Annotated in this window: 9 protein-coding genes and 1 pseudogene; 5 read left to right on the top strand and 5 right to left on the bottom strand. The window is 61.4% G+C overall.

Annotated features, from left to right (window positions below; genetic code table 11):
• Positions 1–499 precede the first annotated feature (499 nt).
• Positions 500–1,207 (bottom strand): Crp/Fnr family transcriptional regulator, encoded by a 708-nt coding sequence (locus tag JQ558_RS27065; RefSeq protein WP_212204557.1) that lies wholly within the window; start codon positions 1,205–1,207, stop codon positions 500–502.
• A gap of 352 nt (positions 1,208–1,559) precedes the next feature.
• Between JQ558_RS27065 and JQ558_RS27060 the strand changes: the two genes are divergently transcribed.
• The 3 genes and pseudogenes from JQ558_RS27060 to JQ558_RS27050 form a co-directional block, all read left to right on the top strand.
• A complete protein-coding gene (locus JQ558_RS27060; RefSeq protein ID WP_212295687.1) occupies positions 1,560–1,763 on the top strand; it encodes a hypothetical protein in 204 nt (67 codons plus the stop codon).
• On the top strand, positions 1,760–1,936 hold the full coding sequence (locus tag JQ558_RS27055; RefSeq protein WP_212274339.1) for a hypothetical protein: 177 nt from the start codon (positions 1,760–1,762) through the stop codon (positions 1,934–1,936). The genes JQ558_RS27060 and JQ558_RS27055 overlap by 4 nt, the downstream gene beginning before the upstream one ends.
• A gap of 874 nt (positions 1,937–2,810) precedes the next feature.
• A pseudogene (locus tag JQ558_RS27050) lies at positions 2,811–3,296 on the top strand (adenylate/guanylate cyclase domain-containing protein); the annotation flags it as partial.
• On the opposite strand, the gene JQ558_RS27045 reads toward JQ558_RS27050, so the two are convergent.
• Positions 3,286–3,612 (bottom strand): hypothetical protein, encoded by a 327-nt coding sequence (locus tag JQ558_RS27045; RefSeq protein ID WP_212295694.1) that lies wholly within the window; start codon positions 3,610–3,612, stop codon positions 3,286–3,288. The pseudogene JQ558_RS27050 and the gene JQ558_RS27045 overlap by 11 nt on opposite strands.
• 420 nt (positions 3,613–4,032) lie before the next feature.
• On the opposite strand from JQ558_RS27045, the gene JQ558_RS27040 reads away from it, so the two are divergent.
• Positions 4,033–4,680 carry a glutathione S-transferase family protein gene (locus tag JQ558_RS27040; RefSeq protein WP_212295686.1) on the top strand — a complete coding sequence of 216 codons (648 nt, stop codon included), beginning with the start codon at positions 4,033–4,035 and terminating at the stop codon, positions 4,678–4,680.
• A gap of 105 nt (positions 4,681–4,785) precedes the next feature.
• On the opposite strand, the gene murI is transcribed toward JQ558_RS27040, so the two are convergent.
• The 3 genes from murI to purB all read right to left on the bottom strand — a co-directional run bounded on the left by murI (position 4,786) and on the right by purB (position 8,346).
• Positions 4,786–5,574 (bottom strand): glutamate racemase, encoded by a 789-nt coding sequence (murI, locus tag JQ558_RS27035; protein ID WP_212295685.1) that lies wholly within the window; start codon positions 5,572–5,574, stop codon positions 4,786–4,788.
• A gap of 208 nt (positions 5,575–5,782) precedes the next feature.
• A complete protein-coding gene (locus JQ558_RS27030; RefSeq protein WP_212295684.1) occupies positions 5,783–6,955 on the bottom strand; it encodes a M20 aminoacylase family protein in 1,173 nt (390 codons plus the stop codon).
• Between the two features lie 83 nt (positions 6,956–7,038).
• Entirely contained in the window at positions 7,039–8,346 is a 1,308-nt protein-coding gene (gene purB, locus JQ558_RS27025; RefSeq protein WP_212295683.1) for an adenylosuccinate lyase, read from the bottom strand.
• A gap of 487 nt (positions 8,347–8,833) precedes the next feature.
• On the opposite strand from purB, the gene JQ558_RS27020 reads away from it, so the two are divergent.
• On the top strand, positions 8,834–9,430 hold the full coding sequence (locus tag JQ558_RS27020; protein ID WP_212274343.1) for a TetR family transcriptional regulator: 597 nt from the start codon (positions 8,834–8,836) through the stop codon (positions 9,428–9,430).
• The last annotated feature ends 86 nt before the right edge of the window (positions 9,431–9,516 follow it).

Below are 9,516 nucleotides of genomic sequence, written 5' to 3'. Positions count from 1 at the left end.
TTTACGGCTTATGCCGTGATCTCCCCGGAGACGAGTTCTTGGTTGACTCCGTCGCTGCCGTTCAGCTCTCGCCTACCCGACAGCTTGACACCTGCAACGGGTGCCAGGACCACACGGTTTTGCCGTACGCTTAATCCACGCCGTCGTCTCAGCGTAAACCAGCGTCCACCGCAACCCGCCCAACGTCCGTGACGACGGCCGACGCCCTTCTGAGTAGGACGGGATGGCCAAACATATGCACCTGATTGCCCTTCCGGTAAACAGAAATATTTTTTATTTTGGGGCTTGACACTATTTCCGCAAATCAGAACTGATTTGCCCGTCGGGTTGATTTGTCACATGCGGGACGCAAGATTGCGCTTGCGTGGGGGGCGACCGCAGTTGGCGTTTAGCGATACCTGCTTCGAGCAATCAAGGTGGGAGTTTCGCGACAAGGAAGCGTGATCCACGACGCTCGGCAAAGCTCGTTCAAGGGGCTGAAGGAGGGGTAAGCGTCGGTCTACCGAATGCGCTTCGACTGCTCCAGCAGGGTCGCATAGCATTCACAAGATAGACGCTCCAAAACATGGCGATCGAGAATCTGTATTTCTCCGCGAGAGTAATGAATTGCGCCGCTATCCTGGATCTTTTTCGCGACTTCGGTTACCGAAGTGCGCCGCACGCCCAGCATTTCCGCCAAGTATTGCTGTGTCAGATTGATGGTATTGCTTCCAGCCGTATCAGCCGTTTGCAGGAGCCACCGGCAAAAGCGGGCCTCGATGAGGTGAACGGCGTTGCAAGCTGCGTTAATTCGAGCCTGGGACAGCAGGATTTCGTTGTAGCCCACGCAGAGGTTTCGAAGGGGGATGCTATCTCCCGTCGCCTTCCGAAATCGGCTTGCCGGGATTCTTGTAACCTCGGCTTGAAGCTGCACAACCACCCTGACATGCGAAATGTGCACGCCAAGCCCGGCCATCGCGCCAACAACGCCTTCGCGTCCAACGGTGGCGGTTTCGATGGCCCTGCCGTCCTTCAACACAGCCAGCAGTGACAGCATACCCCGGTGTGGGAAGTAGACGTTTTCGGTCTCTTCGCCGGCCTCGGTCAGAACGGCACCCTGCGCCAATTGCTCAACGGCCATGTAAGGCGAAAGCAAGCTGAACTGGGCGTGAGGCAAAGACGCGAGGAGATTGTTGGCTTGTTCCGCCGAAGCGTTGCGTTCTGGCACTGCGGTCCCCGCCCGGTCGGTCGGGCCGCATCTCCGCGGGAAGGGGTGCGCTCCGAGAGCACGCACCAAAGCGGGAATAGCTTATATGGAACTTATAGGTGGGCCTGTCGCTCCGGTTTCCGTCACAACCGCGCCAAAGCCGGTGCAGACCAAGTCGGGCTTCCGATGGAAAAGCCCCTCACATAAGCCAAAATCTGCGGACCGATTACGTTCCCGGGAAAAACTAATATTTTCTGCTGGCATTTCTTTGTCCGGTATCGGACACTCAACCATCACAGCGCGGTTCGTGGCCTATATCTGTGATGAGAACGCCGGTTGCGCTCCCGCCCCATTCAAAACAGGGAGCAGCGCCATGCAGCAGCAGCGACGCCGTTTCGAGCAAACACTCTCCCTAGAAGAACGTCTCGCGCAAGAGGCGAAGCGCCTCCGCAAGGAAGCCGCACTGCTTCCGCCCGGCAAGGTGCGCGACGAAACCATTCGCAGGGCACGTCAGGCGGAGACAGGCGCTCACATGAGCGACTGGCTGCGGTCTCCAGGTCTCAGTGCGCCGACGTGAAAGACTACCGCGCCTTCACCATCGGTCAGGACGGGCACATATCCGGTGCCGAAGGCTTCAACGCCGCTGATGATGAAGAGGCTCTCCAGAAGGCGAGGCGGCTCGTCGACGGCCATGATGTAGAGGTCTGGCAGTTGGAGAGGAAAGTCGGACTGATCAAGGCGGCAGAATAACTAGCGGCTATTTTACTGGCGGTCGCTCTCGGCCTTGTTGGCCTCTCTGAGCTTGTCCCTGATGTACTCGGCAACGTCGCCAATCTCGGCCTCCATATCGGCATCCGAGATGCCTTGGGCTTTCGCATTCTCGATGCAGCGCGCGGCCAGTTCGCTGACGTTCTGCGACGCTCCGGGGGTCCGGAATTGCTCTACCGCATGAACGCTGTGTTCTCAATCCAGAAATCTATGAACTCTCGCGCCTTGTTCACGGCCCACCCTGCAAAATACGATCCCTGCCGGGTCGCGTGCTAATGTCGGAGACCGGACAGATCAAGCCAAGCCGGAATCTTTGGAGGTTTCAAACGTCAATCTCGTGCAACATTAGTGAGATACGGCGGTTAGACTTGATGTCTCATCCGAACGAGCGCGTAGAACTCGCAATGCAAATTCTGGAATTGCGACGCAAGTTGCGACAAGCGGCTTCGGACGACGATACCATCAAGGAAATTCAGGCAGAGTTGAAGCTGGTCGAGCGGAAGCTGCAGGAGATAGACGAGTAGGAACGGGCTCTGCTGAGCCTGTAACGGCGGACAACGCCTTCTACCTTCGAGCTACGGCGGACAGGTCGCTCTTTGAGCCACGGCGGACGAGTTGGCCGCCGACGAAGACCCGCGTATTCGTTGATACTGCAGGCGCGTCGATCAGGGCGGGATGGGGGGCGCGGTTAGTGGTTACGGGATCACACCCTGAAGACCAGGCTACGGGAAGTTTAGTTATTGCGGCCCGGATGGACGGCGGATAGGCTCCTTGACGCCGACCGGAGTTCGATCGCCCTGGTTGTGCTGACCTGGGAGCATTCTGCTGCGACCGACTAGTGCGGGATACCATCTTCATGAGGCGCAAGATCGCCGCAATTCTGGTGGCCCACATCGCCGACTACGGCAGGTTGGTCGCTGAGGACGAAGAACAGACGCTGCGGCGAATGGCGTCCTGTCGAACCACCACTGACGACTTCATTGCGGTAGCGGGCGGCCGGATCTTCAATACCGCGGGCGACGCAATTCTTGCAGAATTCCCCAGCGCGGTCGAAGCGGTACGCTGCGCCATCGATATCCAGGAAAGCCTGCGCACGCGAACCTCGCTTATCCCGGCAGCCGGCAGCTGAGCTATCGCATCGGCATCGGTATCGGCGACGTGGTCGAGCGCGATGGCGATCTGCTTGGCGATGGCGTCAATATCGCCGCGTGGCCGAAATTGGCGGTATCTGCATTTCACGCGCGGTGCATGAGCAGGTGGCCGGCAAGTTGTCCGCGATTTATCGACATCGGCGCGCGGCAGGTGAAGAACATTCCACAGCCGGTTCATGCCTATATCGTGGTGACGTGGGACGACAGCCGATCCGCTGAAGCGTCACAGGCGGCTGCCGTACCGGCAGGCGCAAAACCGGCCAGGAAGTTGCTTGAGGTCGCAATCATCAGCGCCTTCATGCTATGCACTGCGGCTCTTGCGTTCTTTCTTGCAAACCAGAGGCCTGACGTTAAGGCTTCATCGGGCCAAACCGCTGCCGCGGCAATGCCGCCGGTGCCGGCGGTCGTACCTCCAACCGCGTCAGCGCCTCCGACATCGCCATTACCTCCGGCATCGCCATTACCTCCGAAATCGGCAACGCCCGCCCCGGTCATCATCCGTCGCACCAGCTCTTCCACCAACGAACCTGATGCGCCGAAGCGCTCGTTTGAAGCCTGCAGCGCGCTTGCGGCTCAACGTGGCTGGAAGGGCACCGGTCATGACATGATGAACGGACAGAGCGCCTTTATGACAGCATGCATGCAGGGTCGCGAGTGAGGTCGTGTAGCGTGCAGGGCGGATTGGCCCACCGGGTGCGCGCAAGCGCGGCCCGATAGCTCCGGCGTCATTCGTCGTTCAGCGACCGCTTCGCATAGCGCGTCAGAGACGCGCGTAAACGTGCTTTTGGCAAAGCGCAGCATCCGGGGAATGCCGAGAGCAACCGGCCCTAGCCAAAAAAGATGAGGTAAGTTGTCGGGAGCCGCGCTGGTCGTTCGTCCTCCGGACGCAAATCTCGATGGCGTCATGCAATTATCCGGAGCCTCGCAATGATCCCCACCATCACCGCCTTTGAAAATTCGCCCGACCGCGGTGAGGGACAGGCACGTGACATGCGTGTTCGCTGGGCGCTCGAAGAAGTGGGCGTACCCTACGACGTCCGTCTGGTGTCGTTCCGTGAGATGAAGGAACCCGCGCATCGCGCGCTTCATCCTTTCGGGCAGATTCCGACCTATGAAGAAGGCGATCTTGCCCTGTTCGAGACGGGGGCGATCGTGTTCCATATCGCGCAGCGCCATGCTGGACTGCTGCCGGAGAATGCGAATGCCCGGGCGCGCGCGATCACATGGATGTTCGCCGCGCTGAACACGATGGAGCCACCAATCGTTGATCTGGAAATTGCTTTTCTCCTGGAGCGCGACAAAGCCTGGTACGAGCAGCGCCTGCCGATGGTCGAGGCTCCCGTCCGCGATCGGCTGGGCCAGCTTTCCCGGCGCCTTGGCAATGCCGACTGGCTCGATGGCGCGTTCAGCGCCGGTGACCTGATGATGGTCACCGTGCTGCGCCGGTTGGATGGATCGGATATGCTGGACGAATATCCAAACCTCTCCGCCTATGTAGCCCGCGGCGAAGCGCGGCCGGCGTTCAGGCGCGCCTTCGATGCTCAATTGGCGGTTTTTACGGCATCGAAAGGTTGAGCCGTATCCCGTAGGATGGGTGGAGCGCAGCGATACCCATCGATTTTTGTCATTGAAGAAAGGTGATGGGTTTCGCTGCGCTCTACCCATCCTACGGCGTATCCGCTACGCCGGCACCCGCCCGCCGAAAAACGGCATCAAGGCCTGGCTCAGCGTGTGCGGTCGCTTTGAGGTGAACACCATCTCGGCGCCGGCGGTGTCGGATTCTTGCCCGGGTCCACCAAGCAGATCGGAGACGCGCCGCGCGATGGCGGGGGCGGGGTCGATCCAGTCGACCGGCCATGGCGCCAACTTCACCAGACGATCCAGCAACAGCGGATAGTGGGTGCAGGCCAGCACGACGGTGTCGGTGCGGGCGTTGCCGCGATCGACGAAGCAGGGCGCGAGTTCGGCCGAGATGTCCTTGTCGCTGACGTAAAAGCCGTTGAGCGCGCGTTCGGCCAGCGAGGCCAGTTCACCCGAGCCGACCAGCGTCACCTCGCAGCCCTGCGCGAAATCGTCGATCAGTTTTCGCGTGTATTCGCGCTTCACCGTGCCCTTGGTGCCGAGCACCGACACGCGTTTTGTTCTGGAACTGGCGCAGGCCGGCTTGATCGCGGGCACGGTGCCGACGAACGGCACGGAATAGGCGCCGCGCAGATGCGACATAACCAGCGTGGAGGCGGTATTGCAGGCGATCACCACCAGATCGGGGGCGTGGGCCGCGATCAGTTCGCCGACCAGCGGCACCACGCGGGCGATGATCTGCTCTTCGGTATGGTGGCCATAGGGGAAGAACGCGTCGTCGGCGACATAGACGTAGTGGGCGTCGGGCCGCGCGCCCACGATCTCGCGCAGGACCGTGAGACCGCCAAGGCCGGAATCGAAGACGAGAATCGTTGGAGGACCTGCCACGCTGCGACTTTAGCCGATCCGCGGTTAGCGTTGGGTTGACGTGAGGGCCGCGGCAGCCCGTCCATCGGGCCATCGCCAGCTGAGGGCAATTTGGAGTGATTCAAATCGCTTTGGCAAGGGCGGAGAGCCCTCAGAGCGCGCCGTCTCAGCTGCCGCCAGAACCGCTGCAGACTGATCCTTTTTCCCCGCCGAACGCCGTGGCGCGTCGTCAACCCGCCGGCATCGACTTCTCGATCAGCCGCACCCAGTACGATGCGCCGTGGCCGAGGATATTGTCGTTGAACGTGTAGCCGGGGTGGTGGCATTCATTGCCGTCGCCCATGCCGAGGAAGATGAAAGCGCCGGGGCGCGCTTCCAGCATGAATGCGAAATCTTCCGAACCCATCAGTGGCAACGCGCGCTCGTTGACGCGGTCGGCGCCGACGACATCGCGGGCCACTTCTGCGGCGATGCCGGCCTCTCGCGCGTGATTGACCGTCACCGGATACGAACGTGTGTATTTGACCTCGGCAGATCCGCCGTAAGCCCGCGCCACGCTGTCGGCAACCTCGCTGATGCGGCGCTCGACGAGATCGCGGATTGCAGGATCGAGCGTGCGCACCGTTCCACCGAGCCTGGCGGTCTCCGGGATGATGTTGAAGGCGGTGCCGGCCTGGAACATGGTGATCGAGATCACGGCCGATTTGAGCGGATCGACGTTGCGCGATACGATCGACTGCAACGCGTTGACGATCTGCGAGCCGACCAACACGCTGTCGACCGCGTTGTGCGGACCGGAGCCCGCATGGCCGCCCTTGCCGTGCACCGTAATCTCGATCTTATCCGCTGAAGCGAGCATTGCGCCCGGCGTGGTGTGGAAGTGCCCTTCGGGCAAGCCCGGCATGTTGTGCAGGCCATAGACCTCCTGAATGCCCCAGCGGGTCATCAATCCATCGTCGACCATCGCCTTGCCGCCGGCGCCGCCTTCTTCGGCCGGCTGGAAGATGACCACAGCCGTACCGTCGAAATTGCGCGTCTCGGCGAGATATTTGGCCGCGCCAAGCAGCATCGCGGTGTGCCCGTCATGGCCGCAGGCGTGCATCTTGCCGGGAATCTTGGAGGCGTAGGGTACATCCGAAGTCTCCTCGATCGGCAGCGCATCCATGTCGGCGCGCAGGCCGATGGTCTTGCCGGACGTGCTCTTGCGGCCGCGGATCACGCCGACGACGCCGGTGCGGCCGATGCCCGTCACCACCTCGTCGCAGCCGAATTCGCGCAAGCGGTCGGCTACGATGCCGGCGGTACGGTGGACTTCGTAGAGCAATTCCGGATTCTCGTGGAAGTCATGGCGCCAGGCGGCCATTTCATCTGACAAAGCGGCGATGCGGTTGACGATGGGCATGGGAAATCCGTTTCTTGTGTTGTTCGTTTGCGGCTAGCGTAAGGGATTCTGCCGCGATGTCACCGACAAGAAGGCGCGCCTGTTTACGCTGCCCCAAACACGCGCCTGAAGATCGTGTCGACGTGCTTGAAATGATAGCCGAGGTCGAACTGGTCCTCGATCTCGGCGTCGCTCAGATGCTTCTTCACATCGGGGTCTTTTTTCAGCAGCGTCAGGAAGTCGCCTTCGCCGCGCCATACCGGCATCGCGTTGCGCTGCACGAGTTTGTAGGCGTCCTCGCGGCTGGCGCCCTTTTGCGTCAGCGCGAGCAGGATGCGCTGCGAATGCACGAGGCCGCCGAGGCGGTCGAGATTCTTCTGCATGTTCTCGGGGTAGACCAGCAGTTTTTCGACCAGGCCGGCGAGGCGCATCAGCGCGAAGTCGAGCGTCACGGTGGCGTCCGGCCCGATCATGCGTTCGGCGGACGAGTGCGAGATGTCGCGCTCGTGCCAGAGCACGATGTTCTCCATCGCCGGCATCGCATAGGCGCGCACCATGCGCGACAGGCCGGTGAGGTTTTCCGACAGCACCGGGTTGCGCTTGTGCGGCATCGCCGAAGAACCCTTCTGGCCCTCGGAGAAGAACTCTTCGGCTTCCAGTACTTCGGTGCGCTGCAGGTGTCGGATTTCGGTGGCGAGACGCTCGACCGAGGAGGCGATGATCCCAAGCGTTGCAAAATACATCGCGTGGCGGTCGCGCGGGATCACTTGCGTCGAGATCGGCTCCGGCGTCAGTCCCATCGCCTTCGCGACATGTTCTTCGACACGCGGATCGATCTGCGCAAAGGTGCCGACGGCGCCCGAGATCGCGCAGGTCGAGACTTCCTTGCGGGCGGCGACCAGGCGCTCGCGGGCGCGGGAAAATTCCGCATAGGCGTAAGCGAGCTTGAGGCCGAACGTCACGGGTTCGGCATGGATGCCGTGGGAGCGGCCGATGGTCGGCGTCATCTTGTGTTCGAAAGCGCGCTTCTTCAGCGCTGCCAGCACCTTGTCGATGTCGGCGAGTAGCAGGTCGGCGGCGCGGGTGAGCTGGACGTTGAAGCAGGTGTCGAGCACGTCGGAGGAGGTCATGCCCTGATGAATGAAGCGCGCCTCGGGGCCGACGATCTCGGCCAGATGGGTCGTGAAGGCGAGGACGTCGTGCTTGGTCTCGCGTTCGATCTCGTCGATGCGAGCGATGTCGAAGGTGACGTTACGCGCCTTGTCCCAGACGGTTTTGGCGGCTTCCTTCGGGATGACGCCGAGTTCCGCCTGCGCGTCGGCCGCATGCGCCTCGATCTCGAACCAGATCTTGAAACGGGTCTGCGGCTCCCAGATGGAGGCCATTTCCGGGCGGGTGTAGCGGGGGATCATCGACGACTCCGGCGAATTGTTTTTTACGCCGTGCTTTAGCAGGGCCACCCAAATGAGACAAACAAAGCGAGACAAACGCCCGGGAAAAACGGCTGGAATAGCCTCGGGCAGGCTTGGGCCGAGTGCCCGGCGGATGCGGGCGGGCGGAAGGGCCCCAATCACGGAAAACTGAATGACAGATATTGAAATCTGTCAGCGAGACATGCTATATCCTTCTTCGACGCCACGGATAGGGGCGTCATCCGGGTTCGCTGGCACTGAGCCTGGGTACTTGAGAGGACTTAAGCCATGACAATCGAAATCATTAATCTGACGACACAAATCTCCCGCTGGCTGAACGCCCAGGTGGCCCGCCATCTGGAAGCCCAGGCCACCCGTTTGGGACCGTTGAAGAGCTGAACCTTGCAAGGCTCCAGGGGTTACCAAGGCTCCAGGGGTTACAAAGGGATCAAATGACCACCCATTCCATCATTCCGCAGGTGCGCGCATGAACGAAGTCGTGGTTTTGACCCCTGAGCGAATTTTGGAGGTGACCGAGGACGTATTGCGCCGCTACGGGCTGGCCAAGGCCACGGTGGTCGACGTTGCCCGTGCGCTGGATGTCAGCCACGGCAGCGTCTACCGCCATTTCCCCAGCAAGGCATCGCTGCGCCAGGCGGTTGCCAAACGCTGGCTCGACCGCGCCAACGCGCCGCTGCAGAAGATCGCGGAATCCTCCGGACCGGCGCCTGCCAGGCTCGAGAAGTGGCTGCGCACGATGTTCGAGATCAAATACAAGAAGGTTTCGGAAGATCCCGAGATGTTCCAGACCTATTTGACGCTGGCACGCGAGGCCTGCGAGGCGGTGCATGCGCACCGGGAGCGCCTGATCGGCCAGGTCACGGATATCATGTCCGAAGGCGTCAAGCAGGGCGTCTTCCAGATCGCCGACGTCAAGGTGACGGCGCGTGCGCTGTTCGACGCCACCACGCGCTACCATCATCCCGCGCATGCCGACGAATGGCGCGATCCGGAGACGCCGGCCCGCATCGACGCGCTGCTGGCTCTGCTGCTCAAGGGCCTGGAAGCGCCAAAGAAGCGCTGATCCCGCGCGCATCGTTACCTTGTTCCGCCTTCCGCATCATTGCGGGGCGCAAGCCTCCCGTAGTTTGATATCTTTCAAACCATGTG

It is taken from the genome of Bradyrhizobium sp. AUGA SZCCT0160, from assembly GCF_018130105.1.
GTDB lineage: Bacteria > Pseudomonadota > Alphaproteobacteria > Rhizobiales > Xanthobacteraceae > Bradyrhizobium.
This window is presented reverse-complemented; position numbering and strand designations above follow the sequence as displayed.

Coding starts and splice junctions, on each gene's coding strand:
- JQ558_RS27040 (WP_212295686.1), top strand. CDS start 4,033: ATGATCCCCACCATCACCGCCTTTGAAAATTCGCCCGACCGCGGTGAG.
- JQ558_RS27030 (WP_212295684.1), bottom strand. CDS start 6,955: ATGCCCATCGTCAACCGCATCGCCGCTTTGTCAGATGAAATGGCCGCC.
- JQ558_RS27060 (WP_212295687.1), top strand. CDS start 1,560: ATGCAGCAGCAGCGACGCCGTTTCGAGCAAACACTCTCCCTAGAAGAA.
- JQ558_RS27020 (WP_212274343.1), top strand. CDS start 8,834: ATGAACGAAGTCGTGGTTTTGACCCCTGAGCGAATTTTGGAGGTGACC.
- purB (WP_212295683.1), bottom strand. CDS start 8,346: ATGATCCCCCGCTACACCCGCCCGGAAATGGCCTCCATCTGGGAGCCG.